Origin of the sequence: Thioalkalivibrio sp. XN279, from assembly GCF_011089885.1 — a bacterium.
Taxonomy (GTDB): domain Bacteria; phylum Pseudomonadota; class Gammaproteobacteria; order Steroidobacterales; family XN24; genus XN24.
Map to the genome: position 1 here is coordinate 463,580 of NZ_JAANBD010000027.1, position 25,696 is coordinate 489,275.

The 25,696-nt window shown below is 68.6% G+C and carries 27 protein-coding genes, 1 tRNA gene, 1 other RNA gene and 1 riboswitch; of the genes, 10 read left to right on the forward strand and 19 right to left on the reverse strand.

What is annotated here, in order from left to right:
* The first annotated feature begins 50 nt into the window (after positions 1-50).
* A complete protein-coding gene (locus G8346_RS09095) occupies positions 51-2,126 on the forward strand; it encodes a thioredoxin domain-containing protein (protein ID WP_166050395.1) in 2,076 nt (691 codons plus the stop codon).
* On the opposite strand, the gene G8346_RS09100 is transcribed toward G8346_RS09095, so the two are convergent.
* From G8346_RS09100 to gcvT, 7 genes are read right to left on the reverse strand one after another with little or no spacing between them, the layout of a single operon-like run.
* On the reverse strand, positions 2,123-4,954 hold the full coding sequence (locus G8346_RS09100) for a trypsin-like peptidase domain-containing protein (protein ID WP_166050397.1): 2,832 nt from the start codon (positions 4,952-4,954) through the stop codon (positions 2,123-2,125). The two genes, G8346_RS09095 and G8346_RS09100, sit on opposite strands and share 4 nt — an antisense overlap.
* The gene (locus tag G8346_RS09105) at positions 4,938-5,882 is read right to left on the reverse strand and encodes a carbohydrate kinase family protein (RefSeq protein WP_166050400.1); all 945 of its coding nucleotides are present in this window, start codon (positions 5,880-5,882) and stop codon (positions 4,938-4,940) included. The genes G8346_RS09100 and G8346_RS09105 overlap by 17 nt, the downstream gene beginning before the upstream one ends.
* A complete protein-coding gene (gene gcvPB / locus G8346_RS09110; protein WP_166050402.1) occupies positions 5,879-7,339 on the reverse strand; it encodes an aminomethyl-transferring glycine dehydrogenase subunit GcvPB in 1,461 nt (486 codons plus the stop codon). Before gcvPB ends, G8346_RS09105 begins: the two co-directional genes overlap by 4 nt.
* A gap of 1 nt (position 7,340) precedes the next feature.
* On the reverse strand, positions 7,341-7,841 hold the full coding sequence (gene tpx / locus G8346_RS09115; RefSeq protein ID WP_166050404.1) for a thiol peroxidase: 501 nt from the start codon (positions 7,839-7,841) through the stop codon (positions 7,341-7,343).
* Positions 7,842-7,879: 38 nt separating this feature from the next.
* Complete coding sequence (gene gcvPA / locus G8346_RS09120; protein WP_166050406.1) at positions 7,880-9,253, reverse strand: aminomethyl-transferring glycine dehydrogenase subunit GcvPA; 1,374 nt, start codon at positions 9,251-9,253, stop codon at positions 7,880-7,882.
* Positions 9,254-9,290: 37 nt separating this feature from the next.
* A complete protein-coding gene (gcvH, locus tag G8346_RS09125) occupies positions 9,291-9,677 on the reverse strand; it encodes a glycine cleavage system protein GcvH (protein ID WP_166050408.1) in 387 nt (128 codons plus the stop codon).
* 37 nt (positions 9,678-9,714) lie between these two features.
* Positions 9,715-10,806 (reverse strand): glycine cleavage system aminomethyltransferase GcvT, encoded by a 1,092-nt coding sequence (gene gcvT / locus G8346_RS09130; protein ID WP_166050410.1) that lies wholly within the window; start codon positions 10,804-10,806, stop codon positions 9,715-9,717.
* Between the two features lie 147 nt (positions 10,807-10,953).
* Positions 10,954-11,051: riboswitch (glycine riboswitch) on the reverse strand.
* A 105-nt stretch (positions 11,052-11,156) separates the two neighbouring features.
* Between gcvT and ispG the strand changes: the two genes are divergently transcribed.
* The 3 genes from ispG (at position 11,157) to G8346_RS09145 (ending at position 13,646) form a co-directional block, all read left to right on the forward strand.
* Positions 11,157-12,380 (forward strand): flavodoxin-dependent (E)-4-hydroxy-3-methylbut-2-enyl-diphosphate synthase, encoded by a 1,224-nt coding sequence (gene ispG / locus G8346_RS09135; RefSeq protein ID WP_166050412.1) that lies wholly within the window; start codon positions 11,157-11,159, stop codon positions 12,378-12,380.
* A gap of 95 nt (positions 12,381-12,475) precedes the next feature.
* Positions 12,476-13,279 (forward strand): phenylalanine 4-monooxygenase, encoded by an 804-nt coding sequence (gene phhA, locus G8346_RS09140; protein ID WP_166050414.1) that lies wholly within the window; start codon positions 12,476-12,478, stop codon positions 13,277-13,279.
* A 28-nt stretch (positions 13,280-13,307) separates the two neighbouring features.
* Entirely contained in the window at positions 13,308-13,646 is a 339-nt protein-coding gene (locus tag G8346_RS09145; protein WP_166050416.1) for a 4a-hydroxytetrahydrobiopterin dehydratase, read from the forward strand.
* Here the strand turns inward: G8346_RS09145 and G8346_RS09150 are convergent.
* From G8346_RS09150 to G8346_RS09175, 6 genes are all read right to left on the reverse strand, one after another.
* Positions 13,632-15,305, reverse strand: coding sequence for an acyl-CoA dehydrogenase family protein (locus G8346_RS09150; protein WP_166050418.1), 1,674 nt, complete (start codon positions 15,303-15,305; stop codon positions 13,632-13,634). The two genes, G8346_RS09145 and G8346_RS09150, sit on opposite strands and share 15 nt — an antisense overlap.
* A 5-nt stretch (positions 15,306-15,310) precedes the next feature.
* Entirely contained in the window at positions 15,311-15,580 is a 270-nt protein-coding gene (locus G8346_RS09155; protein WP_166050420.1) for a DUF4404 family protein, read from the reverse strand.
* 28 nt (positions 15,581-15,608) lie between these two features.
* Positions 15,609-16,844: a UbiH/UbiF/VisC/COQ6 family ubiquinone biosynthesis hydroxylase gene (locus G8346_RS09160; protein WP_370520576.1), complete on the reverse strand. Its 1,236-nt coding sequence runs from the start codon at positions 16,842-16,844 to the stop codon at positions 15,609-15,611.
* The gene (ubiH, locus tag G8346_RS09165; protein ID WP_166050423.1) at positions 16,841-18,067 is read right to left on the reverse strand and encodes a 2-octaprenyl-6-methoxyphenyl hydroxylase; all 1,227 of its coding nucleotides are present in this window, start codon (positions 18,065-18,067) and stop codon (positions 16,841-16,843) included. Before ubiH ends, G8346_RS09160 begins: the two co-directional genes overlap by 4 nt.
* 5 nt (positions 18,068-18,072) lie before the next feature.
* Entirely contained in the window at positions 18,073-19,380 is a 1,308-nt protein-coding gene (gene pepP, locus G8346_RS09170) for a Xaa-Pro aminopeptidase (protein WP_166050426.1), read from the reverse strand.
* 72 nt (positions 19,381-19,452) lie between these two features.
* Complete coding sequence (locus G8346_RS09175; protein ID WP_166050427.1) at positions 19,453-20,019, reverse strand: UPF0149 family protein; 567 nt, start codon at positions 20,017-20,019, stop codon at positions 19,453-19,455.
* A 130-nt stretch (positions 20,020-20,149) separates the two neighbouring features.
* Here G8346_RS09175 and G8346_RS09180 point away from each other — a divergent pair, with 130 nt between their 5' ends.
* The 5 genes from G8346_RS09180 (at position 20,150) to G8346_RS09200 (ending at position 21,973) form a co-directional block, all read left to right on the forward strand.
* Positions 20,150-20,380 carry a TIGR02449 family protein gene (locus G8346_RS09180; protein WP_166050429.1) on the forward strand — a complete coding sequence of 77 codons (231 nt, stop codon included), beginning with the start codon at positions 20,150-20,152 and terminating at the stop codon, positions 20,378-20,380.
* On the forward strand, positions 20,377-20,691 hold the full coding sequence (locus tag G8346_RS09185) for a cell division protein ZapA (protein ID WP_166050431.1): 315 nt from the start codon (positions 20,377-20,379) through the stop codon (positions 20,689-20,691). Before G8346_RS09180 ends, G8346_RS09185 begins: the two co-directional genes overlap by 4 nt.
* A gap of 28 nt (positions 20,692-20,719) precedes the next feature.
* Positions 20,720-20,903: non-coding RNA, 6S RNA (ssrS, locus tag G8346_RS09190), on the forward strand.
* A gap of 36 nt (positions 20,904-20,939) precedes the next feature.
* Positions 20,940-21,503 carry a 5-formyltetrahydrofolate cyclo-ligase gene (locus G8346_RS09195; RefSeq protein ID WP_240901377.1) on the forward strand — a complete coding sequence of 188 codons (564 nt, stop codon included), beginning with the start codon at positions 20,940-20,942 and terminating at the stop codon, positions 21,501-21,503.
* The gene (locus G8346_RS09200; protein WP_166050433.1) at positions 21,500-21,973 is read left to right on the forward strand and encodes an EVE domain-containing protein; all 474 of its coding nucleotides are present in this window, start codon (positions 21,500-21,502) and stop codon (positions 21,971-21,973) included. Before G8346_RS09195 ends, G8346_RS09200 begins: the two co-directional genes overlap by 4 nt.
* A 153-nt stretch (positions 21,974-22,126) precedes the next feature.
* On the opposite strand, the gene G8346_RS09205 is transcribed toward G8346_RS09200, so the two are convergent.
* Entirely contained in the window at positions 22,127-22,462 is a 336-nt protein-coding gene (locus G8346_RS09205; RefSeq protein ID WP_166050435.1) for a hypothetical protein, read from the reverse strand.
* A gap of 133 nt (positions 22,463-22,595) precedes the next feature.
* Here G8346_RS09205 and rpiA point away from each other — a divergent pair, with 133 nt between their 5' ends.
* The gene (gene rpiA / locus G8346_RS09210; RefSeq protein WP_166050438.1) at positions 22,596-23,255 is read left to right on the forward strand and encodes a ribose-5-phosphate isomerase RpiA; all 660 of its coding nucleotides are present in this window, start codon (positions 22,596-22,598) and stop codon (positions 23,253-23,255) included.
* A gap of 217 nt (positions 23,256-23,472) precedes the next feature.
* Here rpiA and G8346_RS09215 read toward each other — a convergent pair.
* The 5 genes from G8346_RS09215 to G8346_RS09235 form a co-directional block, all read right to left on the reverse strand.
* A tRNA-Gln gene (locus G8346_RS09215) sits at positions 23,473-23,546 on the reverse strand.
* Positions 23,547-23,569: 23 nt separating this feature from the next.
* Positions 23,570-23,962, reverse strand: coding sequence for a 30S ribosomal protein S9 (gene rpsI, locus G8346_RS09220; protein WP_166050440.1), 393 nt, complete (start codon positions 23,960-23,962; stop codon positions 23,570-23,572).
* 17 nt (positions 23,963-23,979) lie between these two features.
* Complete coding sequence (rplM, locus tag G8346_RS09225; RefSeq protein ID WP_166050442.1) at positions 23,980-24,408, reverse strand: 50S ribosomal protein L13; 429 nt, start codon at positions 24,406-24,408, stop codon at positions 23,980-23,982.
* Between the two features lie 137 nt (positions 24,409-24,545).
* Positions 24,546-24,881 (reverse strand): ferredoxin, encoded by a 336-nt coding sequence (locus G8346_RS09230; protein ID WP_166050444.1) that lies wholly within the window; start codon positions 24,879-24,881, stop codon positions 24,546-24,548.
* Positions 24,882-24,884: 3 nt separating this feature from the next.
* The gene (locus G8346_RS09235) at positions 24,885-25,619 is read right to left on the reverse strand and encodes a YdiY family protein (protein ID WP_166050446.1); all 735 of its coding nucleotides are present in this window, start codon (positions 25,617-25,619) and stop codon (positions 24,885-24,887) included.
* Between the last annotated feature and the right edge of the window lie 77 nt (positions 25,620-25,696).

Below are 25,696 nucleotides of genomic sequence, written 5' to 3' on the forward strand. Positions count from 1 at the left end.
GTCGAGTATAGTTACGCCCTCTCCCCGTCCCGGATCCTTGCGGAAGCTTCATGACCGAAATGCGCAATCGCCTCGCCGACCAGACCAGCCCCTACCTGCTGCAGCATGCCGACAACCCGGTGCACTGGCAGCCCTGGGACGAGGAAGCGCTCGCCGCCGCCCGGCGCGAGGGCAAGCCCATCCTGTTGTCCATCGGCTACTCCGCCTGCCACTGGTGCCACGTCATGACGCACGAGTGCTTCGAGGACCCGGCGATCGCGGCGCGCATGAACGAGCTGTTCGTCAACATCAAGGTGGACCGCGAGGAGCGTCCCGACCTCGACCGCATCTACCAGCTGGCGCACCAGATGATCACCCAGCGCAACGGCGGCTGGCCTCTCACCATGTTCCTCTCTCCCGACGACCAGGCGCCTTTCTTCGGCGGCACCTATTTCCCGCCGGAGCCGCGCCACGGGCTGCCCGGTTTCCCCGAACTGATGGACCGGGTTGCCGGCTACTGGCGCGATCACCAGGACGAGATCCGCGAGCACGCGGGCGCGGTGCAGGAGGCTTTTGCGGAAATCTGGCGCGCCCCGGCCGGCACCGACCTCGCCGGGCAGACGCTCGACAGGGAACCGCTCGACCAGGCGCGCCGGGCGCTGGGCGAGAGCTTCGACACGGAACATGGCGGCTTCGGCGAGGCGCCCAAGTTCCCGCATCCGCCCAACCTGGTGCGACTGCTGCGCCACTGGCGCGCTACGGCGCTGGGCGACTCGCCCGACCTCGAGTCGCTTTACATGGTCACCGCGACCCTGCAGCAGATGGCCGAGGGCGGCGTCTGCGACCAGCTCGGCGGCGGCTTTTACCGCTATGCCGTGGACGCGCACTGGATGATTCCGCATTTCGAAAAAATGCTCTATGACAATGCGCAGCTGTTGCCCCTCTACGCCCAGGCGCACTCGGTCAGCAACGAGGCGCTGTTCCGCCGCGTGGCGCAGTCGACGGCCGGCTGGGTCATGCGCGAGATGCAATCCCCCGAGGGCGGGTACTACGCGGCGCTGGACGCGGACACCGAGGGCGAGGAAGGCCGCTACTACGCCTGGACGCGCGAGGAGATCCAGCGCCTGCTGGCGCCGAGCGAACTGCCCGCCGTCACGGCCGTCTACGGGCTCGACCATGGGCCCAACTTCGAAGGCCGCTGGCACCTGCACACCTTTATGACTCCCGAGCAGTTCGCCGCCCACAGCGGCCTGGACGGCGCGGAAGTGGAAGCCCTGCTCGCCACCGCGCGCGCCAAGCTGCTGGCGGCGCGCGAGAAGCGCGTGCGTCCCGGGCGCGACGAGAAAATCCTCGCCGGCTGGAACGGTCTCATGGTCCGCGGCATGTGCATCGCCGCGCGCATCCTCGGCGATGCCGGCATGGCGGCCTCGGCGGAACGCGCCATGGATTTCGTGCGCCGCGAGATGTTCGTCGACGGCCGCCTGCGCGCGACCTGGAAAGACGGCACGGCGCGCCTCGGCGCCTATCTCGACGACCATGCCTACCTGCTGGACGCGGCGCTGGAGTCCCTGCAGCTGCGCTGGAACCCCGAGGTGCTGGAATTCGCCGTGGCGCTGGCTGACATCCTGCTGGCGCACTTCGAGGACCCGGCGGGCGGCGGCTTCCTGTTCACCGCCGACGACCACGAGTCCCTGCTGGAACGCCCGCGGCCGCTGGCGGACGATGCCATGCCGGCCGGCAACGGCATCGCTGCCCTGGCGCTGAACCGTCTTGGCTGCCTGCTCGGCGAGACCCGCTACCTGGCGTCCGCCGAGCGCGCGGTGCGCTCGGCCATGCCGGCACTGCGGCGCGCGCCCTGGCTGCATTGCGCCCTGCTGGACGCGCTCGAGGAACAGCTGGCACCGCCCGAGATCGTCATCGTGCGCGGCGTGGGCCGCCGCCCCGCAGAGTGGGCGCGCACGGCACGCCTGGTCTATGCGCCGCGCCGCCTCGTGCTCGAGATCCCGGCGGACGCCGCCGGCCTGCCGGCCTCGCTGGCGGAAAAGACGCCGCCCGAGTCCGGGGCGCGCGCCTGGATCTGCCGTGGCACCACCTGCCTGCCGCCCGTGGATACGCTGTCCGGCTTCACCACGGCGCTGAAGGGCTAGGGGCCGATACGGCGCCAGCCTTCGGGCCCGCGTCGCAGCTCGTAGGTCGGCCAGTACCGCTGGTCGAGCTTCAGGGTCACCACCTCGACCTGGCCATTCCAGTTCACCACCTTCAGCCGCACCGACTCGCCGTGCTGGTGTCCGGCAACCGCCGCCAGGAAAGCGTCGAGGTCCGGCGTGGGCTGGCCGTCAACCTCGACGATACGGCGGCCGCCGCCCAGGCCGTTGCGGCTGGCCGGCGACCCGAAGGCATGGAAAGCCACCAGGGCGCCGGTCGGATCGATGCTGCGCTGGGCGGCGAGGGCCCGGTGCGGCGCCTGCAACACGGCGCCGGCCCAGGAGACGATGCGGTCGACGCCGCCGCTGCCGAGGATCACCGTCGGCACTTCGAGCGTCAGCAGCTCGTCCTGGCGCCAGACTTCCACCACCAGAGACTCTGCCTGGCTGAGCGTCTCTACCGCGCGGAAACTGTTCACCAGCTGGCCGTCGATGGACAGCAGCAGGTCTCCGGGGCGCAGCAGCTCCGCTGCGGGCGTCGCCGCGACCGTGCGCACCACCTGCAGCACCTGGCGACGCTCGGGATCATGCGCCTCGAGGCGGGCCACGAGTGCCTCCGGCAGCCCCAGCCGTCGTGCGCTGGCGAGCGGAATCTGCGCGAACTCGGCCTCGAGCGAACGCAGCACGCGCTCACCCCGCGCCAGCGCCAGCACCTCGGCGACCAGCTCCGCGGAGACACCCATGTTGGACTGCTCGATGGTGCGGCCGGCATCGAAGGCGAAACTCGACCACATGCCCAGCACCCGCCCGCGCGAGTCAGACAAAACGCCGTCGAAATCGCTCGGCCCGCTCAGCAGCTGGATCGTCTCCAGGTTGGCGTCACGAAAGCGCAGCGTGCGCGAGAGCGGCATCACCAGCGCATCGATGGACGACACCTCGGTGGACTGCGACGCCAGGCGCTGGTCGCCCCTGAGTCCGACCACCCAGACCTCCTCGCCCGGCTCCAGCGCGCGCGGCGCCAGCGTCGCCGCCCGCACGGGCGTGTCGCCGATCAGCGCCGGCTCGTAGCGAACCACCGCCAGGTTGTGCAGCGGGTGCATGAACTCGACCGTGCCCGGGATCTCCAGCGAGCCGGCGAAAGTCAGCGTCACGTCGCCGAGCGTCTCCGGGACCGTGTTGCGGTCCACCACCACCAGCCCGGCCGCCGCATCGACCACCAGTCCGGTGCCGTAATAGAAACGATCAGAGACGCCCGAGATCGGATAAGGCATCTCGAAGTTCACCATCACCAGGGACGGCTGCAGCACCTTCAGGTGGCGCTCCCGCTCCGGCGGGAAGCTGGTCGCAGCCGGCTCCTGGCGGGCCGGCGGACCGGGATCCGCCAGCGGCTCGCAGGGCCAGTCGCCGATCGCATCGTTGCGGCGGCAATGCGCGGCCGGGAACCAGCGCCGGTCGATGCGCACGCTGCGCAGCTGGGTGCCGCGCGGATTGTCGAACTCGAAATAACGCGCCGTGACCCGCGTTCCGTCCGGCAGGCCCTCGATAATGGCGCGCAGGCTCGCCAGGTCGGGCGTGGGCCGGCCGTCCATTTCCACGATCACGGCGCCGCGCGGCACTGCGGAGGCCATCAGCATGTAGCCGGGATTGGCGACGTAGACGCCGTGGAGCGGCGCATTGAGGTGGCGCGCCTGCTGGTAGGAGAGGTTGTTCAGCACCGCGTCGCCGATGTACAGGAACTCGTCGGGGCTGACGGCGTGCAGGTCGCTGACTTCCACCTCGATCTCGAGGTCGGCCGGGCCGCGCCGCAGCGAGAGCCGCACGCTTTCGCCCACCCTTGAATCCAGCGCCTCGGCCAGCGCGACGAAGGTCGCCAGCGGGCGACCGTCCAGCGCCAGCAGGATGTCGCCGGGCTGCAAACGGCCGTCGCCGGGAGCACCCGGCACAATGTCCCGCACCACGAGGAGCCCCTTCTGCTCCGGGAACAGCCGCCGGTAGCGCGCCTCGACTTCCGGATCGAGCCCGAGGCGCCCCAGCTCGTCGTAGGGCATGTGCACGAAAGTGGTCAGCAGCGTGCCGCGCGGCACGGGCTCACCATTGCGGATGTGTTCCAGCGCCCGCACGACACGGTCCAGCGGCAGGAAGAAGCTGGACGCCGCCTGGGTGTTGGCACCCGCGTTGAGCGCCACCACGCGGCCATGGATGTCGATCACCGGCGAGCCGGAGGAGCCACCTGAAGTGCCCGATGCGGCCTGGATGTAAAAGGTGTTGAAGTCGTTGTACTGGCCGCGGCCGTAGAAAGGCGCCTCACGATCGAGGCGCGCCAGCGTCCCGGCGAGAATCGAGATCTGCTCGCCGGCATCGTTGCCCACGACGCGGATCTCGCGTCCCGCCTCTGCGCCCTCGGGCGCCAGCGGCAGCGTCTGCGGGCTGATGTGGCGCAGCTGCGCCGGATCGTAGCGAAAGAAACCGAAGTCGTGCACGGGGTCGCGATAGACCGCCGTCAGCTCCACTTCCTCGTGGTTCAGGAACACCGCCTCGGCCACCACCGGGCCGGCCGTCACCACGTGGCGGTTAGTCAGAATCAGGCCCTGCTCGGCGTCGACCACGAAGCCGGTGGCCTGGGTGGACATGTTCCAGTGCGTGTCGAAGGCGCGCGGCGCGTCCACGCGAATGGTGACTACGCTGGGCGCGATGCGCTCGAGCGTCCGGCGCCAGTCCGCCGGTTCCGCCGCGACCTCGCCGCCCGGCAGGGCGTCAGCCAGGACCGGTCCGGCGCCCAGCGCCAGGATCAACAGCAGGGCCGTGCCAAAGCGCTCAGCCAGAGAGGCCATGCTCGTACCCGAAACTGGCGCTGAAACGTTCATCAAAGGCCTCGCGCGCGAAGTGGTGATTCTGGGTGCCCGCCGACTCGACCTTGAGCGCGCCCATGAGGGCGGCGATACGGCCGGTGGTCTCCCAGTCGGCGCCGCGCAACAGCCCGAACAGCAGGCCGGCACGGTAAGCGTCGCCGCAACCCGTCGGGTCGACCACGGCCTCCGGCGCGGCCGCCGGGATGTCGTGGCGGCGGCCACCAGCCATGATCGTGGAGCCCTCGGCGCCGCGCGTGACGATGTAGGCCTGGACGCGCGCCGCGATCTGCTCATCGTCGAGCCCCGTGCGCTGGCTCAGCATCTTGCCCTCGTAGTCGTTGACCGCGACCACGTCGGCCAGCTCGATGAAGCGCGTCAGCTCTGCCGCACCGAACATGGGCAGGCCCTGGCCGGGGTCGAAAATAAAAGGAATGCCGGCGGCGGCGAACTGCTCCGCATGGTCGATCATGCCCTGGCGCCCGTCCGGCGAGACCATGCCCCAGCGGATGCCGGCATGGGCCGGCACCGCGTTGATATGCGCATGCTGCATCGCCCCGGGATGGAATGCCGTGATCTGGTTGTCGGCGAGATCGGTGGTGATGTAGGCGACCGCGGTCCAGCTGTCGCGCAGCTCGCGCACGAAGTCCAGCGGCACGCCGCGCGCGCCGAGCCATTCGCGATACGGCGCGAAATCATGCCCGACCGTGGCCATGGGGTAGCCGGTCTCCCCCAGCAGGCCCAGGTTGTAGGCGATGTTCGCCGCACAGCCGCCGAACTCGCGGCGCAGGGCAGGCACCAGGAACGAAACGTTCAGGACGTGGATCTGGTCCGGCAGGATCTGGTCCTGGAACCGGCTCTGGAACACCATGATGTTGTCGTAAGCGATCGAGCCGCAGATCAGCGCGCTCATGCCGCGTCCGGTTTCCAGGCCACGTCCAGCTGCCGCGCTGCGCGCACGTCGTCCAGGCGCCGCACCGGTGTGGTGTACGGTGCGCCCTTCACTTTCTCCGGCTCGGTCCGCGCCTCCTCGAGGATCGTCGCCATGGCCTCGACGAAGGCGTCCAGCACTTCCTTCGACTCGGTCTCGGTGGGCTCGATCAGCAGGCACTCCGGCACCAGCAGCGGGAAATAGGTCGTCGGCGCGTGAAACTCGAAATCCAGCAGGCGCTTGGCCACGTCCATCGCCGTCACGCCAAGCTCCTTGGCCTCGCGCTTCAGCGTGACGATGAACTCGTGGCTGGCGCGGCGCTCGGGATAGGCCAGGGTGAAGCCCTTTTCGCGCAGCCGCGCCATGAGGTAGTTGGCGTTCAGCGTGGCGAACTCCGCCACCCGCGGCATGCCCTCGCGCCCCAGCATGCGGGCGTAGACGTAGGCGCGCAGCAGCACGCCGGCGTTGCCCATGAAGGCCGAGAGGCGGCCGATGGAGTGCGGCCGTTCTTCCTCGCTGACCCAGCGGAAGCGCTCGCCTTCCTTCACCGCGAAGGGCACCGGCAGGAACGGCACCAGGCGCTCACTGACGCCCACCGCCCCCGAGCCCGGCCCGCCGCCGCCGTGCGGCGTGGAGAAGGTCTTGTGCAGGTTCATGTGGATGACGTCGAAGCCCATGTCGCCCGGGCGCACCTTGCCGAGGATGGCGTTCAGGTTGGCGCCGTCGTAGTACAGCAGGCCGCCTGCGGCATGCACCACCTTCGACATCTCCAGGATCTTGCGGTCGAACACCCCCACGGTGGAGGGATTGGTCAGCATGATGCCGGCGGTGTTGGGACCGACCGCGGCCTTCAGCGCCTCGAGGTCGACGTCGCCGTCGGCCGAGGTCGGGATCTCGATCACCTTGCAGCCGCACATGGTGGCCGTGGCCGGATTGGTGCCGTGCGCCGCGTCCGGGACGATGATCTCGTTGCGATGCGACTCGCCGCGCGCCACGTGGTAGGCCCGGATCATGGCCACGCCGGCGAACTCGCCCTGGGCGCCGGCCATCGGCGTCAGCGACACCGCCTTCATGCCCGTGACCTCGCGCAGGATTTCCTGCAGCTCCCACATGCAGGCCAGGAAGCCCTGGCCGGTGGACTCCGGCGCCAGCGGGTGGCGGCCGGTGAAGCCAGGCAGCAACGCCAGCGTGTTACAGGCGCGCGGGTTGTACTTCATCGTGCACGAGCCCAGCGGGTAGAAGTTCGTGTCGATGGAGAAGTTGAGCCGCGACAGCCGCGTGTAGTGCCGCACCGCGCCCAGCTCGGAGACCTCCGGCAGGCGCGGCGGCTCAGCGCGGCGGAACGCGGCCGGGATGTCCGCCTGGACCCCGGTCGCCGGCGCCTGCGCCACGGCGCGGCGGCCGGGACGGGAATGCTCGAAGATCAGCGGCTCGCGCATCTCAGCCGAGCGCCTTCAGCGCCGCCTCGTAGTCCGGCTCGTTGGCGATCTCCGGCACCAGCTCGGCGTGAACCACGGTGTCGTTCTCATCCAGCACGACGACCGCGCGCGCCGTCAGGCCCGCGAAGGCGCTGTCCGAGATCAGCACGCCGTAGGCGCGGGCGAAGTCGGGCGAACGCATGGTCGACAGCGTGACCACGTTCTCCAGCCCCTCGTCGCCGCAGAAGCGCTTGTGCGCGAACGGCAGGTCCGGCGAGATCATCAGCATCACGGTGTCGTCATGCTCACGGGCGTAGTCGTTGAACTTCTTGGTCGACAGGGCGCAGACCGGCGTGTCGATGCTGGGGAAGATGGACAGGACTTTCTTCTTGCCCATCCAGCGCGACAAGGAAACGTCGTTGAGCGCGCTGTCGGTAAGCGTGAAATCGGGCGCCTTGCCGCCGACGCGCGGGAATTCACCGGCGGTGTGGATCTCGTTGCCCTGCAGGGTGATGGTAGCCATGTTTAACTCCGCAATGGATTCGAATGTCGGGCGGCCGCTCAGGCCACCTGTGCCTCGCGCAGCACTTCGCTGAGCGCCTGGAAATAAGTCTCGATATCGGTGGCGGTGCGGGTCTCGGTGGCGCACACCAGCAACGCGTTCCCCAGCTCGGGGTATTCGCGCGACAAGTCGTAGCCGCCGAGGATGCCGCGCCGCGCCAGCATCTCCAGCACCGGTCGCACCGGCCGGTCCAGCCGCAGCACGGACTCGTGGAAGAAATGACCGGGGAACACCCGCTGCACGCCCTCCAGAGACTCCAGCTGCCCCACCAGCTCCGCCGTGTTGCGCACCGACGCGGCCGCGACCCGCGCCAGGCCCTCCGCGCCGAGCAGGCTCATGTAGATCGTGGCGGCGGTCACCATCAGCCCCTGGTTGGTGCAGATGTTCGAGGTCGCCTTGGAGCGCCGGATATGCTGCTCGCGGGCCTGCAGGGTCAGGGCGAAGCCCTCGCGCCCGTCCAGGTCGACGGTCTTGCCGACGATGCGGCCCGGCATCTGGCGCACCAGCGCGCCGCGGCAGGCGAGAAAGCCGAAGTAAGGACCGCCGGAGGACAACGGCACGCCCAGCGGCTGGCCCTCGCCGCAGGCGATGTCGGCCCCGGTTTCGCCCCATGCGCCCGGCGGCTGCAGCAGCGCCAGGCTGGTCGGGTTCACCACCGCGATCACCAGCGCACCGCGCGCATGCGCCCAGTCGGTCAGCGCCGCCACGTCCTCGTAGCCGCCGAAGAAGTTCGGCTGTTGGATCACCAGCGCCGTGATGTCCTCTTGCGCCCACGGCTCCAGGGCCTCCAGCGCGGTCGTACCCGTGTCCGGATCGTACGGCACGATCTCGAAATTCAGCCCCTGGCCGCCGGCGATGGCGTGCGCCACGCGCCGGTAGGCCGGGTTGACCGTGGCAGGCACCAGGATGCGCGCCGACTTCGAGGCGCGGTGCGCGCGCACCGCCATCAGCGCGGCCTCCGCCATGGCCGACGCGCCGTCGTACAGCGAGGCGTTGGACACGTCCATGCCGGTCAGGGCCGTCATCATCGACTGGTATTCGTAGATGAGCTGCAGCGTGCCCTGGCTGGCCTCGGCCTGGTAGGGCGTATACGCGCTGTAGAACTCGCCGCGCGTGGTGATCTCCCACACCGCCGCCGGGATGTGGTGCTCATAGGCGCCGGCGCCGATGAAGTTGAGATGGCCGGCGTCCTGCGCCGCGCGTTCGCGCATCAGCCGCTGGATCTCCATCTCGCCCAGCGCCGCGGGCACGCCGGGCAGTGAATCGACCTTGAGGCCGCTCGGGATCTCGTCGAACAGCTGCTCGATCTCGCCGACACCGATGGCGGCAAGCATCTCGCGGATGTCGTCTTCCGTGTGGGGAATGAAAGGCATGGTTTAACTCCGGAGGGAAGCGCGCAGCGCCCCGGGCTCAGTCTTCGAGCGTGGCCTCGTAGGCTTTCGCATCCATGAGCGCAGAGGTTTCGGCCTCGGCGGCGGGACGGATCTTCATGATCCAGCCGGCGCCGTAGGGATCGGTGTTGAGCAGCTCGGGCTGGCTTGCCAGCGCCTCGTTCCCGGCCACGACCTCGCCGGCGACGGGGCTGTAGACGTCCGAGGCGGCCTTGACCGACTCGACCACGGCGCAGGCTTCGCCCGCCTCGAGCCCACGGCCCGTCTCCGGCGTCTCGACGAACACCAGGTCGCCGAGCGCACCCTGCGCATGGTCGGTGATACCGACGGTGAACGTGCCGTCGTCCTCCTGCCGGAGCCATTCATGCGTGCGGGTGTACTTGAGGTCGGAGGGGATGTTGCTCATGGCGGGCCTCTTGAATTATTGGGCGTCTGACGGGGGTTCAGTCGAGCTGGATGCGGGGCTTGCCGTTGCGCACAAAGGGCGGTCGCACCACGCGGGCGGGCAGGAGACGGCCGCGGATGTCGACCTCGACCTGTTCTCCGGCGCCGGCCGGGATGCGCGCAAAACCCACGGAGCGGCCGAGCGTCGGGGCGAAACTGCCGCTGGTGACCTCGCCGTCACCCGCGGGGGTGACCACCCGCTGGTGCGCGCGCAGCACGCCACGGTCCTGCAGCAGCAGGCCCACCAGCTTGCGCGGGGGGCCGGCGTCACGCTGCGCCTGCAGCGCCGCGCGGCCGATGAAATCGCGCTCCGCCGGCTCCCAGGCCACGGTCCACCCCAGCGCGGATTCCAGCGGCGTGGTGGTCTCGTCCATGTCCTGGCCATACAGGTTCATGCCCGCTTCCAGCCGCAGGGTGTCGCGGGCGCCGAGGCCACAGGGACGCACCCCGGCGGCCAGCAACGCCTGCCAGGTGGGGACGGCCTGCGCCGCCGGCAGGATGATCTCCCAGCCGTCTTCGCCGGTGTAGCCGGTGCGCGCCACGAACAGTTCACCGCAAGGCATCGCGGTGAAAGGGGCCAGGGCCAGCGCCGCCTCCCGGTCCGCCTCCGGCAGCAGCGCTATCGCGCGCTCGCGCGCCGCGGGGCCCTGTACGGCGACCATGGCCAGCTCCGGCCGCTCGGTCACGCTCACGGCCACGCCTGCCGCCTGGCGCTGCATCCAGTCCAGGTCCTTGGCACGTGTCGCAGCGTTGACCACCAGCCGGTAGCGTTCCGGCGCTAAATAGTAGGCGATGAGGTCGTCTATGACCCCCCCGTCCTCGTTCAGCATGCAGGTATACAGCGCCTTGCCCGGGGCCTGCAGCCGCGCCACGTCGTTCGCCAGCAGGCGGCGCAGCCATGGCCCGGCGTCTGCGCCGGCAATATCGACCACGGTCATGTGGGAGACGTCGAACATGCCGGCCTCGGCGCGCACGGCATGATGCTCCTCGACCTGCGAACCGTAGTGCAGCGGCATGTCCCAGCCGCCGAAATCGACGATCCGCGCGCCGAGGCGCTCGTGTTCGGAATGAAGTGGTGTCTTCTCGCCCATCGCGCTCGATCTCCCGCAACCCAACAGCATGACAGCCGGCGCCGCCCGCCGCCCCTCTGTCCGGTTACCTGAGAGATTCAGTGCCGCGACGCAACGCGGTACCGCTCACCTTCGGTGGGCCCTTGCCGGGCCGCTCTCCAGAGCCAACTCGTCCCCGGCGTCCTTTTGCCTGAGCGTTTCCGGGCGGTGCTTGCGCCTTCGGCGCCCCGGGCCGTTCCGGCCGGGGTCTCTCCACCAGGGACTGTAACGTTGGAGGGCGCATGATACCCGAGGCAATGCCTCCCTTGCGAGTGCGCCGCGAGGCGGGGATCATTGCCACCCCGAAACCTCTCTTGTCGGAGTCCACAGGCATGAACCCCGTACGCAGGCGCCCCTGCCTCCAGGTCAAGGTCGACCACGTCCGCGTCGGCGGCGACGCCCCGATCGTGGTGCAGTCCATGACCAACACGGATACGGCCGACATCGAGGCCACCGTGCGCCAGGTGGCGGAACTGGCCCGGGCCGGCTCGGAGGTGGTGCGCGTCACGGTGAACACCCGCGAGGCGGCCGCCGCGGTGCCCGCCGTGCGCGAGCGCCTCTACGCCATGGGCCTGAATGTGCCGCTGGTGGGGGACTTTCACTTCAACGGCCACAAGCTGCTGGCCGAGGTGCCGGAGTGCGGCCTGGCCCTGTCCAAGTACCGCATCAACCCGGGCAACGTCGGCCGCGGCTCCAAGCGCGACCCCCAGTTCGCCGCCATGATCGAAGTGGCGTGCCGCAACGATCGCCCGGTGCGCATCGGCGTCAACTGGGGCAGCCTCGACCAGGACCTGCTGACGCGGCTGATGGACGAGAACTCGAAGCTGGCGGAACCGCTGGACGCCCGCGCCGTGACCCAGGAGGCGATGATCCGGTCCGCCCTCGACAGCGCCGAGCGCGCCGTCGAGCTCGGGCTGCCGCGCGATCACATCATCCTCTCCTGCAAGGTCAGCGGGGTGCAGGACCTGATCTCCGTCTACCGCGACATCGCCGCGCGTTGCGACTATCCGCTGCACCTCGGTCTCACCGAAGCAGGCATGGGCAGCAAGGGCATCGTCGCCTCCACCGCCGGCATGGCCGTGCTGCTGCAGGAAGGCATCGGTGACACCATTCGCGTCTCGCTGACCCCCGAGCCGGGCGGCGACCGCACGCAGGAAGTGATCGTGGCGCAGGAGATGCTCCAGAGCATGGGCCTGCGGTCCTTCACGCCCATGGTCATCGCCTGCCCGGGCTGCGGGCGCACCACCAGCACTTTCTTCCAGGAGCTGGCGCAGCAGATCCAGTCGCACCTGCGCCACCGCATGCCGGAATGGAAAAAGCGCCACGATGGCGTGGAAGAGATGACCGTCGCGGTGATGGGCTGCGTGGTGAACGGCCCCGGCGAGAGCAAGCACGCCAACATCGGCATCAGCCTGCCGGGCACCGGCGAACGGCCGGTGGCGCCGGTGTACGTGGACGGGCAGAAGGACGTCACGCTCAAGGGCGACAACATCGCCGCGGAGTTCCAGGCGATGGTGGATGACTACGTCGAGCGCCGTTATCCGCGCAAGGCGTGACATAAGCCGCTCAAACGCTCTTGTCGCGGCGCGGCATGCGCGCCACGCACGCCCCCCGGTAGAATCATGCGCATAGAAACCACCTGGAGCATGTAATGGGCAAGGGCACGAACTACGTTGCCAAGGTCCCCGACGAGAACGGTTACATCCACTACACGGATGAAGAGCACCAGGTCTGGCACGAACTGATCACGCGCCAGAAAAAGGTGCTGCCCGGGCGCGCCTGCGCCGAATACATCGCAGCGCTGGACCGGCTCGACCTGCCGGAAAATCGTGTCCCCCAGTGCGAGGACGTGAGTCGCGTGCTGCGTGCACACACCGGCTGGGAGGTGGCGCCCGTGCCGGCGCTCATCAATTTCACCGATTTCTTCAACCTCCTGGCGAGCAAGCGCTTCCCGGCCGCGAGCTTCATCCGCCGCCGCGACGAGATGGAATACCTCCAGGAGCCGGACATCTTCCACGAGATTTTCGGCCACACCCCGCTGCTCACCGACCCGCGCTTCGCCGCCTTCACGCATGCCTACGGCAAGGCGGGCGCCGCGGCGCGCAAGGAAGACCGGCCCATGCTGGCGCGACTGTACTGGTTCACCGTCGAGTTCGGCCTCATCCATCGGCCCGACGAAGGTCTGCGTACCTATGGCGCCGGCGTCGTTTCCTCCAGCGGCGAGACCACCTACGCGCTGGAAAGTCCCGAACCGCAGCGCAAGCCCTTCGACCCGCTGGACGTGTTGCGCACGCCGTACCGTATCGACATCTACCAGCCCATCTATTTCGTCATCGAGAGCTTCGACACCCTGTTCGAGGTGGCGCAAATGGACCTGCTCGGGTTGATCGAGCAAGCGAGGAAGATGGGCATGCATCCGCCGGCCTTTCCGCCCAAGGAAGCGGCCACCGCCTGAAGCTCAACACTGCACCGAGGAGCACCCCGTGAGCGATCTCACTGCCAAGCACTGCGTTCCCTGCGAAGGAGGACTGCAGCCGATGTCCGCGACCGAGGCCCGCGAGTTCCTGGGTCGCCTGCACGCCGACTGGACGCTGAACGAAGACGCGACCGAGATTCGCCGCGACTTCCTCTTCAAGGGTTTCAATCGCACCATGGGCTTCGTCAACGCCGTGGCCTGGATCGCCAACAGCGAGAACCACCATCCCGACCTCGAGGTCGGCTGGGGTCACTGCCTGGTGCGCTTCTCCACGCACGCCATCAAGGGGTTGTCGGAGAACGACTTCATCTGCGCCGCCAAGGTCGACGCCCTACTCGACGAGTAGCTTGGCGTCGTCCGGCTCGATGGCGTCGAGCAGGTCGATGCGCGTGGTGGCGAAAGCCAGTGCCGCGGCGCGCGCACGCGCGTCCTGTTCATGGTCCAGCGACCACTGTGCGTGTTCGCACATGAGCGCCAGCGCCGTGGCGCGACCGAGGGTGAGGGCGAAGCCGCGCGCTTGCGCCTGCAGCGCCTCCGGGCCGGACTCTGCCGCGCGCCGGTACCACGCCAGCGCGCGGTCAGCGGCCGCGTTCGCGACGCTGGCGGCAGCGACGAGGCGATCGTCCGTGCCGGCGCGGGCGCAGCGCGCCAGCCGCCGACGCAGCACCTCCAGCGACACGCCGTCGCCACAGGCCTTGAGCAGCTCGAGCGACAGCACGTTGGTCGTGCCCTCCCAGATCGGCAGCACCTGGGCGTCGCGCACGATCACGGGCAGGCCGGTGTCCTCCACGTAGCCGGCGCCGCCGAAGCACTCGATGGCCTCGGTCGACACCGCCACCGCCTGCTTCCCGGTGGTCAGCTTGGTCAACGCCGTCATCAGGCGCAGCAGCGCGCGCTCGTCCTCGCCCGCCTCGCCGTGCTCGGCGCGGCCGAGCAGGTGAATGAGTTCGAAACAGAGGTGAAACGCCGCCTCGTACTCTGCCTGCATTGCCGCCAGCGTCTGTACGTGCAGCGGCTGGCGCGCCAGCGGCCGGCCGAAGGCCTCGCGCCGGCGCGCGTAGTCCATGGCCAGCGCCACGCCGCGACGCATGAACGACGCCGCGCAGACGCTGTTCCAGGTCCGCGTCAGGGTCAGCATCGGCACGATGCGGCGGATACCGTCGCTCTCTCCGGCGACCGCGACGGCGGGCGTGCCGTCGAGCACCAGTTCGGCCGTCGGCACCTTGCGCGTGCCGAGCTTGTCTTTCAGCCGCAACACCTCGATGCCGTCGAGCCGGCCGGCGTCATCCCGGGTCTCGACATAGAACAACGCCAGCCCACGCCCGCCGGGACCATTGCCCTCGGGGCGCGCCAGGGTCAGCGCCATCTGCGAGGTGGCGGCGGAGGTGAACCACTTGCGGCCCCACAGGCGCCAGCGCTCGCCGTCACGTTGCGCCACCGTCTCCGAGGCGCCCACGTCCGAACCCCCGGTGGATTCCGTCATCCACTGCCCGCTGGTCCAGAACCGGGCCGGATCGCGGCTGGTGAGGTGCGGCACTGCGCGCTCGATGAGCGCCTGGTTGCCGGACTCGAGCAGCGTCCGCGCCGCGCCGTCGGTCATGGCGAGCGGGCAGCTGTAGAGATCCGTGGAGGGGTGGAACAAGTGCACCAGGGCGAACTGCACGGTGCGCGCCAAGGCGCCATGCCCAGGCTCGTAACCCGTGGCCACCAGCCCGTACTCGGCCGCCAGTCGCTCCGCCCGGCGCCATAGCGGCGACAGCTCGATCGCGTCGACGCGATTGCCCCAGGCGTCCCACTGCACCAGGCGCGGCTCGTTCAGCCGGTCGTCCAGCTGGGCCTGGTAGAGTTCGCCGCCAGCGAGCCGGCCCATTTCCCGCAGGGGCTCCGCCACCGCCGCAGGCACCTCGCCGCCGAAACGGCGCGCCAGCACGGAGCGCAGCACGCGATCCTCGTCGTACTGGTTCCCGAGTCGCGGCGCCGGCTGGTTGAAAGGCCGGACCTGCATCGCGCCTAGATGCCCATCTTGTTGAGCGCGTCCAGGATGCGGCCGAGCACCATGGTGAGCGTCGGATGGCTGCGCTGGAACTCGTCGATCTGCTCGCGCAACTGTTCCCGCAGTCCCTCTTCCGGCGGCACCTCGTCGGCGGCCAGCCGTTCCTCGATCTGCTCGCGCAAGGCCTCCATGCGTGCCCGCTGGCCCGCGCTGAGCTCACGCGAGCCCGCCACCTGCTTGCGCAGCTCGGCCAGCAGCTGTTCCATCTCCTGCCTCGGCATGGTCATGGTCCTCCGTTGCGAAATCTCTTCCTGCTCAGGCGACGCCACGCGCGGTCGCGGGCAGGTCCCCTTCGAGCCCCATGGCACGGCGCATGAACACGCCCTTGAGCGGCGCCAGCCGGTCGACCAGCGTGAGGCCGGCGCGCCGCACGGCGCCGAGCCCGGGATTGGCGTTGCTGAACAGGCTGTTGATGCCGTCGAAGGCGCGCATCGACAGCAGGTTCTCGGGCTTGCGCCAGCGTTCGTAGCGCCGCAACAGCGCCGGGTCGCCCGGGTCGCGACCGGCGGCGAGCGCCGCGGCCACGACTTGCGCCAGCGCCGCGGCATCCAGGAACCCCAGGTTCACACCCTGCCCGGCGAGCGGATGCACAGTATGCGCCGCATCGCCGACCAGCGCGTAGCGCGCCCGGGTGTACACGGGCGCATGGCGCATGCGCAGCGGGAATGCCGCACGCGGCCCGGCCGCGATGACTTCACCAAGGCAGCCGTCGCTGGCCTCGGCCACTGCCGCCCGGAAACTCTCCTCGTCCATCTCCAGCAGCCGCTGCGCATGCTCGGGCGTCGTCGACCAGACGATGGATACGCGGCCGTCCGCCAGCGGCAGCAGGGCGATCGGCCCGCTCGGCAGGAACCTTTGCCAGGCGGTCTCGCCGTGGTGCAGCTGGCAACGCAGATTGCACACCACCGCGCGCTGCTCGTAGTCGTGGCCGCGCACCTCGAGCCCGGCGAGGGCGCGCGAGGGCGATGCCGCACCGTCGGCGCCGATCACCAGTCGTGCCTGCAGGCGGCGTCCATCTGCCACGCCCAGCTCGGCGCGCTCTCCGTCCAGCACCAGGCTCTCGAGCCGGGCGCCGTCGAGGAGCCGCACGTTGTCCAGTTGCAGGAGCGCGTTGCGCAGCGCCAGGCGCACCAGCTCGTTTTCGACGATATGGCCTAGCACCGGCTCGGCAATGTCCGCAGCGTCGAAGCGGATCGCGCCCGGACCCCCGGCAGGCACCTCGCCGTCCCACACCCGCATGCTGGCGTAAGGGCTGATCCGCGCCGCCGCGATCTCGTCCCAGGCGCCGCAGGCAGCGAGCACGCGCTGGCTTGCAGCGGAGAGCGCCGAGACCCGCAGCCCGGGCTCGTCGTCGGGGCTCCAGTGCGGCGGCGCATCAGCGTCCAGCACCACGATCGGCGTCCCCGGCGCGGCGCGCGCCAGCAGCGCCGCAGCCGCCGCACCGACCATGCCGGCGCCGACCACTGCGATGTCGTCGCTGCCTCGCCTCACGGCCCGAGACTCCGCCCGAGCGCGAGGCGCGGCAAGCGTCCGGCGAGACCCATGCCACGCCGCGCCACCATGGCGCGCGCCGGCCGCAGCAGGTCGAGACCGACCAGGCCCAGGCGGCGCCCGGCGCGCAGCGTCGCCAGTTCGCTGGTGAAAACCTGCACCAGGCTGTCGGTATCGCGCACCGTGCGCGCCCGGTCTGCCTCGCGCCATTCCGCGTACTCCTCCAGGACGGCCGCCTGCCCCGGATCCGCCGGGTGCCGCGCCACGAGCTCCGCCAGGGCCGCCGCGTCGCGCAGGCCGAGGTTGAAGCCCTGGCCGGCGACGGGATGGATGCCGTGCGCGGCGTTGCCCGCCAGCACCACGCGTCCTGCATGCCAGGCGCGCGCCTGCACCAGGGAGAGCGGATAGCTGGCGCGGCGGCCGACTTTGCGCAACACGCCGAGGCGGTAGCCGAAGGCACGCTGCAGTTCCGCCAGGAAGGCGTCGTCGTCGAGCGCCGCAACGGTCGCGGCGCGCTCCGGCGGCAGCGTCCAGACGATGGTGACGCGACCGCGAGCCAGCGGCAGCACCGCCAGCGGGCCGCTGGAAGTGAAGCGCTCGAAGGCCGTGCCGCCGTGGTCTTCCGCCGGGCTGAGATTGGCGATCACGGCCACCTGGTGGTAGTCGCGGGTCTCGTGTTCGATGCCTGCGAGCGTCCGGGTCGGGGAGCGCGCGCCGTCGGCCGCCACCAGCAACCGCGCACGGACCGCCGTCGTGCCGCCGTCGCCGGCATCCACTGTCACCGTGACGCCACCTTCGTCCTGTGCGAGCCCGGTCACGCGGGCCGGCACGCGGACCGACACGCCCGCCTGTAGCTTGAGCCTGCGCCACAGCGCCTGGCCGAGCGCCCGGTTCTCGACCACGTGGCCGAAGCTCGCCAGGCCGTGCTCGACGGCGCGCAGCCGCGTCACCCCGAAGGCGCCGCGTTCGGAAACATGCACCTCGCGAATCGGCGCCGCCGCGGGCGCCAGCTCTGCCCAGCACCCGATGCCCTCGAGGATGCGCCGACTGCTCTCCGCCAGAGCGGTGGCGCGATCGTCGTAACTGGGCTGGGCAGCGTCGGCGGGCGGCGTCGCCTCGATCACCAGCGTGCGCAGCGGCAATCCGGCCAGCGCCAGGGCCAGCGACGCGCCGACCATGCCGCCGCCGGCGATGACGATGTCGAAGTCTGCGCGTGCGCTCATTCGCTTCAGGCGGCCTGCATCAGGCGCTCGATCTCCTCCGGGTCTTTGGGGGCGTCGGCGGACAGCACGTCCGGGCCGTCGGCAGTCACGAGCACGTCATCCTCGATACGGATCCCCGTGCCCCACCATTTCTTCGCTACGCCCTTGCTGCCGGGCGCGATGTACAGGCCCGGCTCGACGGTCAGCACCATGCCGGGCTCCAGCAGGCGCCAGGCCTCGCCCACCTTGTAATCGCCGACGTCATGCACGTCCAGGCCAAGCCAGTGGCCGGTGCGGTGCATGTAGAAGCGCCGGTACTCACCGTTCTTCACCAGCGTCGGCACGCGGCCCTTGAGCAGCCCGAGCTTCACCAGGCCGCGCGTCAGCACGCGCACCGCAGCGTCGTGCGGGTCGTCCCAGTGGTTGCCCGGCCGGACCTTGTCGATGGCGGCCAGCTGGGCCTCCAGCACGACCTCGTACAGCGCCCGCTGCTCGGGGCTGAAGCGGCCGGAGACCGGGAAGGTGCGCGTGATGTCGGAAGCATAGCTTTCATACTCGCAACCGGCGTCGATCAGCAGCAGCTCGCCTTCCTCGAGCTGGTCCTTGTTCTCCACGTAATGGAGGATGCAGCCGTTGGCGCCGCCGCCGACGATGGGCTGGTAGGACGTCGTGGCATTGTGGCGGCGGAACTCGTGCAGGAACTCCGCCTCGATCTCGTATTCCCACTTCCCGGGCCGGCAGGCCTGCATGGCGCGCACGTGGGCTGAGGCGGCGATCTGCGCCGCCTTGCGCATCACCGTGATCTCGCTGCGGCTCTTGAACAGCCGCATGTCGTGCAGCAGGTGATCGAGGGCGACGAACTCCGTTGGAGTCGTCACGCCCCGCTTGGCCGCTGCGCGCAGCTGGTTGACCCAGCCCAGCAGGCGCTGGTCGAAATCCGCGCTCAGGCCCATGGTGTAGTAGACGCGCTCGGTATGCTCGAGCATGCCCGGCAGGATGTCGTCGATGTCGGAGATGGGGAACGCGTCGTCCGCGCCGAATTCGCGCACCGCGCCTTCCGGCCCCGCACGGTAGCCGTCCCAGGTCTCGCGTTCCGGATCCCGGTCGCGGCAGAACAGCACGTACTCGCCGTGGGGCCGGCCGGGCATCAGCACCGCCACGGACTCCGGCTCGGGAAAGTTGGTCAGGTAATGGAAATCGCTGTCCTGGCGGTAGGCGTACTCGGTGTCGCGATTGCGCACGCGGGTCGGCGCCGCGGGGAGTATGGCGATGCCCCCCTTGCCGATCATGCGCATCAGCTGCCGGCGCCGGCGGGCAAATTCCTTCTGGTTCATCGGCGGAAATATCCTGCGTCTTTGGGAGTCGCCGACCATGATAACCGGTGGCACGCCCGGCGGAGCGGGGCGCTAGTGGAGACTCGCGGCGGACTCGGCCTGGCGCGGCGCGCGACACTCGTCGAACACGATCTGCACGCCCACCCGGACGTATTCCACCAGCTCTGCGTAGGCGCTCTCGCCAACCTCCTCCGCTTCCTCCTCCGCCACTCCGGCGCGGCCGATTTCGGCAAAGTCGGCGAGGATTTCGCGCAGTTCGTCCGGCAGCTCCTCCATCGGGCGCAGGCCCCGCATCGCCAGGCCGTAGAGGAAGGCATTGCACCAGGCTGCGAGCGCCGCGGCGCGATCATCCAGGAGGGCGTCGTCGTCGGGCAGGAGGAGTGCGAAACCCATCTGGTCGCCCGCGAGCGCCGCGACGGTGGACTGGTGGAGCGTTTCCAGCAGCGCGCGCGCATCCCCGGCAGCGCCGAAGCTGTACTCCTCGACGTCGGCCAGGGTGTTGTGGATCCAGGCTTCCGGCACGTCCTCGGCGCCGGCACACAGCAGCCCGCAGAGCGTGCCGTGGGCTTCCGCAGCCATGCTCCCGGAGGCCGAATCACCCAGCGCCGCCTGTAGCTCGCCATAGTAAGGCATGGTCATCGTTCGCTCGCCTCGCGCGGGCGGCCGCGCCAGCTGCGGCCCTCGCCGCGATGCTACCACCGCGGGGACCGGCGCCGCATGGCGCCAGGGCTGATTGACCGTCCCCGGGGGCCTAACTATAGTTGCGGCCATGGACGAAGGCAGCGCCCAGGCAGTGGACATCGAACTCAAGCGCCTCGAGCACCGACTCGAGGAGCTGGTGGCGGTATGCCGCCAGTTGAAGGAGGAGAATCGGTCGCTGCGCCAGCGGCAGGAGAACCTCATGCTGGAGCGCGCCTCGCTGATGCAGAAGAACGAGCAGGTGCGGACGCGCGTGGAAGCGATGATCGGCCGGCTCAAGGCCATGGAGCACGGCTCGTGAGCGGCGACACCGCACGCGTGTCGGTGCGCATCCTGGAAAAGGAATACCAGTTCGCCTGCGCCACCGATGAGCAGAACGACCTGCTGCGGTCGGCGGAGTACCTCAACGCCCGCATGAAACAGATCCGTGACGCCGGCAGCGTGGTCGGTACCGACCGGATCGCGGTCATGGCCGCGCTCAACCTCGCCAACGACCTCCTCAAGGGGCGCAACCGGGACCAGTCTCACGAGACGCGTGTCGGGGTGCGGCTCAAGACGCTGCGCGAGCGCGTCGAGGCGGCGCTCGAGGATGGCAAGCAGTTGGAACTGTAACTGCCCGCGGCGAGTCTATAAGTCTTGGCGCCTCCTGCGGTGTTCGATATGGGCCGGGTTCCTCTCGACCCTAATTAACCACCCAGGGGCCGGGACCAGTCGATGCCAGTGCGCAAGCCCGCTGCAAGCGGAAAGCCTTAGGCGCGATTGCCGGCCCCACCTATTGCTCTGGTTCGAGAGCAATGGTTCGTAACGGCACAGGCGGGAGGCGCCACCCTATTCTCTCCAGCAACCCCCCAGTCGACGCCTTGCCGGCCCTGCGCCGGGAGATGCGCCTGCGGCGCCGGGCGCTGAGCGGCAGCCGGCGCACGCTGGCTACGCGCGCGATCATCGCGCGCATCCGGCGCCTGCCCGCCTTCCATGCCGCGCGCCGCATCGCCCTGTTCTGGCCCGCGGATGGCGAACCCGACCTGAGAGCGCTGGCGGCACATGCATGGGGGCGCGGGAAGCGCCTTTACCTGCCGGTGGTCGGCCATGCGGGCGCCATGCGCTTTGCGCCGTGGAGCAGCCAAGGCCGGCTGCGCCGCAACAGCTTCGGCATCCCCGAGCCGGTCGGCCGGCGCAAAGTCGGCGTTGCCGGGCTCGACCTGGTCATCATTCCGCTGGTGGCGTTCGATGCGCACTGCAACCGGCTCGGCATGGGCGGCGGTTACTATGATCGCGCGCTGCAGCGCCGCTGGCGCCGCCCCGTACTCATCGGGGCCGCCTTCGCCCTGCAACAGGTCGGCACACTGCCGCAACAACCCTGGGACGTACCGTTGCACCTCGTGGTCACTGAACGAGGTCTGCACAAGAGAGGAACACGAGCATGAATTACTGGCTGATGAAGTCGGAACCGGAGGCGTTCTCCATCGACGACCTGGCGCGGGCGCCGCAGAAGACGACCTGCTGGGATGGCGTACGCAATTACCAGGCGCGCAACATGCTCCGCGACCAGATGAAAAAAGGCGACCTCGCCTTTTTCTATCACTCGAACTGCGAGGTGCCGGGCATCGCCGGCATCGTCGAAATCGTGCGCGAGGGCTATCCCGACCACACGGCATTCGATCCCGAAGACCACCACTTCGATGCCAAGAGCGATCCGGAAAATCCACGCTGGTTCATGGTCGACGTGAAGCTAAAGAAGAAGTTCTCACGCGTCGTAAGTCTGCGCGAACTGAAGTCTTGCGCCGACAAGTCACTGTCCGGGTTCCAGTTGCTTGCCAAGGGCAACCGCTTGTCGGTGATGCCGGTGACTGCGCTGCAATGGAAATTCATCGAATCGCTTTCGCAAGGCAAATAGCTGGCGAAATCGATATCCTCAAGACTCTTTACACGACACGGCGGGTTGTCGCGGGCGCGACCGCGCCGCGGCACTCGAGATGCCGGACGAAAGAATGCGTTGATATGTTTGCTGGAAGTTTCGCGTTGTTGTATATACAGCAGCGCGAACCCACTACACGGAGATGATCATGGCTGCTGCATCAAAGAAGAAGGCTGCCAGCAAGAAGAAACCGGCTTCTCGCAAGAAGGCAGTTGCGAAGAAGAAGCCGGTTGCTCGCAAGAAGGCGGTCGCGAAGAAGCCTGCTGCGAAGAAGAAGGCGGTAGCAAAGAAGAAGCCTGCGGCGAAGAAGAAGCCGGCTGCCAAGAAGAAGCCTGCGGCGAAGAAGAAGCCTGCGGCGAAGAAGAAGCCTGCGGCGAAGAAGAAGCCTGCGGCGAAGAAGAAGCCCGCTGCCAAGAAGAAGCCGGCTACGAAGAAGAAAGTAGCCTCGAAGAAGAAGGTGGCTTCCAAGAAGAAGTAGGCGTATCCGTCTCGCGGCCCCGGCTGTTTCCGGGGCCATAGCGAAATTCGAGGGCCGGGTCCGCGCTAAGCGGCTCGGCCCTCGCTTTATTCGGCACCTGATAACTGGAGGCAAGACGAAACCATGGACCAGGACAGCAAGAAAACCGCAGTGGGCCGCGCCGCAGCGGCCGAGGTGCCGGACGGATGCCGGCTGGGTGTCGGCACGGGATCGACCGTCAACCGCTTCATCGATGCGCTGGCAGAGCGCGGCGTGGCGCTGGCCTGCGTCGTATCGAGCTCCGAGGCCACCACGACCCGTCTGCAGGGACACGGGATCGCCGTCAGCGATTTGAACAGCACCGGCGACCTGGATCTCTACATCGACGGCGCTGACGAGATCGACGGCGCCGGCCACATGATCAAGGGCGGGGGCGGCGCCCTGACGCGCGAGAAAATCGTCGCGGCCGCCTCACGACGCTTCATCTGCATCGTCGACGACAGCAAGGTCGTGCGGGTGCTCGGCGATTTCCCCTTGCCGGTGGAGGTCATCCCGATGGCGCGCTCCTACGTTGCGCGCCAGATGGTCAAGCTCGGCGGCCTGCCCGAATACCGCGAGGGATTCGTCACCGACAACGGCAACGTGATCCTCGACGTGCGCCACCTCGATATCGTCGACCCGGTGCGACTGGAAGACCGTATCAACAGCATCCCCGGGGTGGTCACCGTCGGCATCTTCGGACACCAGAAAGCCCACCTTACGCTGGCCGCGACCGACGACGGCGTGCGCCGCATCGAATACTGAGCCAAAAAAAAACGGGGCCCCTTGCGGGGCCCCGTTTTCTCGTTTGGCTGGGGGACCAGGATTGACTCGGGCCTGCGGCCCTCGCCCTGCGGGCGGCGTCGCTTCGCTCCACCGTCTGGTCGCCGCGCTGACGCGCAGCTCCCGATCGAACCTGAGGTTCTAATCCTGCTCCCCCAACGAAAAAACGGGGCCCCTTGCGGGGCCCCGTTTTCTCGTTTGGCTGGGGGACCAGGATTCGAACCTGGGTTGACGGAGTCAGAGTCCGTAGTCCTACCGCTAGACGATCCCCCAATTCGGGAAGCGCGTTGCTCTGCTCAGCGCTTCGAGTACTGGGTGGCGCGACGCGCCTTGCGCAGGCCGACCTTCTTGCGCTCCACCTCGCGCGCATCGCGGGTGACGAACCCGGCCTGGCGCAGCGACGTCTTCAGCGACGGGTCGTAGTCTACCAGCGCCCGCGTCAGGCCATGGCGGATGGCGCCGGCCTGGCCGGTGGTGCCGCCGCCGTGCACGGTCACTTCCACGTCGAAGCGATCGTCCATGCGGGTCAGCTCGAGCGGCTGGCGCACGATCATGCGTGCCGTCTTGCGCCCGAAGAACTCGTCAAGCGGCTTGCTGTTGACCGTGATAGTGCCCTTGCCGGGGCGGATGTACACCCGCGCCGTGGAGGTCTTGCGACGGCCGGTGCCGTAATTCATGTCGATGCTCATATCTTTACCTGGCGAGCTCAGATCTCCAGCGCCTGGGGCTGCTGGGCCTGATGGGTGTGTTCCGCACCGGCGAAGATGCGCAGCTTCTTCAGCATCTGTCGACCGAGCGAGTTCTTCGGCAGCATGCCCTTCACGGCTTCCTCGAGCACCTGCTCAGGGGCGCGCTGCAGGCGCTTGTCCAGCGTCTCGGACTTCATGTGGCCGATGTAGCCGGTGTGGTGGTAGTACACCTTGTCCGACATCTTCTTGCCGGTGACGCGCACCTTGTCGGCATTGATGACCACGATGTAATCGCCGGTGTCGACGTGCGGCGTGAACTCCGGCTTGTGCTTGCCGCGCAGGCGGCGCGCCAGCTCAGTGGCCAGCCGGCCCAGCGTCTTGCCCGAGGCGTCCACCACGAACCAGTCGCGGCGCACGGTTTCCGGCTTGGCGGAAAAAGTCTTCATGTCCCAGCTCCAAAAAGGATGAGCGGCAGGCGAAAAGCAGGGAAATATAATCCACGACCCCTTGCCATGCAAGGGCCTGGACCTCTCGCCCGGCCTGTCCTGCGGTAAAAACCCATACAAAACATGGGTCGACGGCTTCAGTCTCCCTCGCCCGGAGGCTCCGCAGGCAGCATGAGGCGCTGCACCACGCGACCGTGGACCAGGTGCTCCTGGATGATCTCCTCCAGGTCCTCCTGGTCGACGTAGGTGTACCAGACGCCTTCCGGGTAGACCACCGCCACCGGGCCCTCTGCGCAACGGTCGAGGCAACCCGCGTTATTGACGCGCACTTTGCCGGGTCCCGCCAGCCCCAACTCCTTCACCCTGGCCTTGGTCCAGGCCCGCGCCGGCTCGGCGCCCGCCTCCTGGCAGCATGGCCGGCCGTCCTCGCGCCGGTTGGTGCAGAAAAACAGGTGGTGGCGGTACCAGGCCATGACTCAGAACCTGTACTCGACACCGATGGTGGTGAGGAAGTCGGAGTTGCGGGTGCCGACCGGCACGTCGCTGTTACGGCGCACACGATAGCTCACGCGGCCGTTGAGGTTGCCGACCAGGTTGGTCGTCAGCCCGGTTTCGCTCTCGAGGAAGGTGTTGTCGGAAGACCACTGCACCAGCAGGTTCTGGAATACGTCGGTGGTCTCGGACAGGTTCCACAGGTAGCGCGCCCCGGTAGTCACCGCGACACCTTCTTCCTCGGTGCCATCCGAAAGCTCGGCGAAGCGGTAGCCGAGAGCGATCTCGCCCTTGAGGGAATGCTTGTCGTTCTGGATCAGCACGCGGCCATAGCCGACGCTGGGCACTGTTTCTTCCCGTACGGAGCCGAAGTTGTCCTTGCGCCAGGCGAGCCGCCCGAAGAAATAGTTGTCCGGCGTCCAGAAGTAGTTCGCCGTGGCGCGAAAATCATAGCGCTCCTCGGTGCGGATATTGTTCTCCTCGCGCGTGACGAAGCCGAACTGGCTGTCGTAAACCCAGCGCCCGTCCGTCCTGTACTGGACCTCGGCCTCGCCGGTGATCGCCTGGTTGTCCGTGTTGCCACGAGACTCGGCGAAGCTGAAAGCCGCGCGTCCATTGAGGCCGACCGGAGTCTCTTCCGCGCCGGCCGCCGCCGGCAGTGCCGCCAGCGCACTGATTGCCAGCGCCAGCGCCGACAGACGAAATATCCTGTTGTCCAATTTAGTTGTCTCCCTGTGGGCGCCACGCCCTCCAACCGAAGCCGGATAGAATAGCAAAAGTACCCATGCACGACCCA

Coding starts and splice junctions, on each gene's coding strand:
- pepP (WP_166050426.1), bottom strand. CDS start 19,380: ATGAACCAGAAGGAATTTGCCCGCCGGCGCCGGCAGCTGATGCGCATG.
- G8346_RS09150 (WP_166050418.1), bottom strand. CDS start 15,305: ATGCAGGTCCGGCCTTTCAACCAGCCGGCGCCGCGACTCGGGAACCAG.
- rpiA (WP_166050438.1), top strand. CDS start 22,596: ATGGACCAGGACAGCAAGAAAACCGCAGTGGGCCGCGCCGCAGCGGCC.
- G8346_RS09230 (WP_166050444.1), bottom strand. CDS start 24,881: ATGGCCTGGTACCGCCACCACCTGTTTTTCTGCACCAACCGGCGCGAG.
- gcvPA (WP_166050406.1), bottom strand. CDS start 9,253: ATGCCTTTCATTCCCCACACGGAAGACGACATCCGCGAGATGCTTGCC.
- rpsI (WP_166050440.1), bottom strand. CDS start 23,962: ATGAGCATCGACATGAATTACGGCACCGGCCGTCGCAAGACCTCCACG.
- ispG (WP_166050412.1), top strand. CDS start 11,157: ATGAACCCCGTACGCAGGCGCCCCTGCCTCCAGGTCAAGGTCGACCAC.
- gcvT (WP_166050410.1), bottom strand. CDS start 10,806: ATGGGCGAGAAGACACCACTTCATTCCGAACACGAGCGCCTCGGCGCG.
- G8346_RS09100 (WP_166050397.1), bottom strand. CDS start 4,954: ATGGCCTCTCTGGCTGAGCGCTTTGGCACGGCCCTGCTGTTGATCCTG.
- G8346_RS09175 (WP_166050427.1), bottom strand. CDS start 20,019: ATGACCATGCCTTACTATGGCGAGCTACAGGCGGCGCTGGGTGATTCG.
- rplM (WP_166050442.1), bottom strand. CDS start 24,408: ATGAAGACTTTTTCCGCCAAGCCGGAAACCGTGCGCCGCGACTGGTTC.
- G8346_RS09200 (WP_166050433.1), top strand. CDS start 21,500: ATGAATTACTGGCTGATGAAGTCGGAACCGGAGGCGTTCTCCATCGAC.
- ubiH (WP_166050423.1), bottom strand. CDS start 18,067: ATGAGCGCACGCGCAGACTTCGACATCGTCATCGCCGGCGGCGGCATG.
- G8346_RS09105 (WP_166050400.1), bottom strand. CDS start 5,882: ATGAGCGCGCTGATCTGCGGCTCGATCGCTTACGACAACATCATGGTG.
- G8346_RS09155 (WP_166050420.1), bottom strand. CDS start 15,580: ATGACCATGCCGAGGCAGGAGATGGAACAGCTGCTGGCCGAGCTGCGC.
- gcvH (WP_166050408.1), bottom strand. CDS start 9,677: ATGAGCAACATCCCCTCCGACCTCAAGTACACCCGCACGCATGAATGG.
- gcvPB (WP_166050402.1), bottom strand. CDS start 7,339: ATGCGCGAGCCGCTGATCTTCGAGCATTCCCGTCCCGGCCGCCGCGCC.
- tpx (WP_166050404.1), bottom strand. CDS start 7,841: ATGGCTACCATCACCCTGCAGGGCAACGAGATCCACACCGCCGGTGAA.
- G8346_RS09095 (WP_166050395.1), top strand. CDS start 51: ATGACCGAAATGCGCAATCGCCTCGCCGACCAGACCAGCCCCTACCTG.
- G8346_RS09180 (WP_166050429.1), top strand. CDS start 20,150: ATGGACGAAGGCAGCGCCCAGGCAGTGGACATCGAACTCAAGCGCCTC.
- phhA (WP_166050414.1), top strand. CDS start 12,476: ATGGGCAAGGGCACGAACTACGTTGCCAAGGTCCCCGACGAGAACGGT.